General features: G+C 48.6%; 1 rRNA gene. It reads left to right on the top strand.

What is annotated here, in order from left to right:
* Positions 1 to 133: 133 nt before the first annotated feature.
* Positions 134 to 319: ribosomal RNA gene (locus F8C76_RS19640) — 16S ribosomal RNA — on the top strand; the annotation flags it as partial.

Here is a 319-nt window from a genome sequence, read left to right as displayed (position 1 = left end):
AGCAAACGTGTGGGACCTGTTCGGGATGGGATCTTTAAGAGATTTCAGTTCTGAACGAGTCAACAAAGTTTTTGTTAATTCAGATGGCGAACTGAGCATGTATTAAGTGCGTAGGCACTTTAAACGCTTTTCTTAACTGAAGAGTTTGATCATGGCTCAGATTGAACGCTGGCGGCAGGCCTAACACATGCAAGTCGAGCGGAAACGATCCTAGCTTGCTAGGAGGCGTCGAGCGGCGGACGGGTGAGTAACACGTGAGAATCTGCCCATTAGAGGGGGATAACCTGGGGAAACCCAGGCTAATACCGCATAATCCCTA

Source organism: Flagellimonas olearia, from assembly GCF_009184425.1.
Taxonomy (GTDB): domain Bacteria; phylum Bacteroidota; class Bacteroidia; order Flavobacteriales; family Flavobacteriaceae; genus Flagellimonas; species Flagellimonas olearia.
Note: the sequence above shows the minus strand (reverse complement) of the source record. Positions and strands in the feature narration are given on the sequence as shown.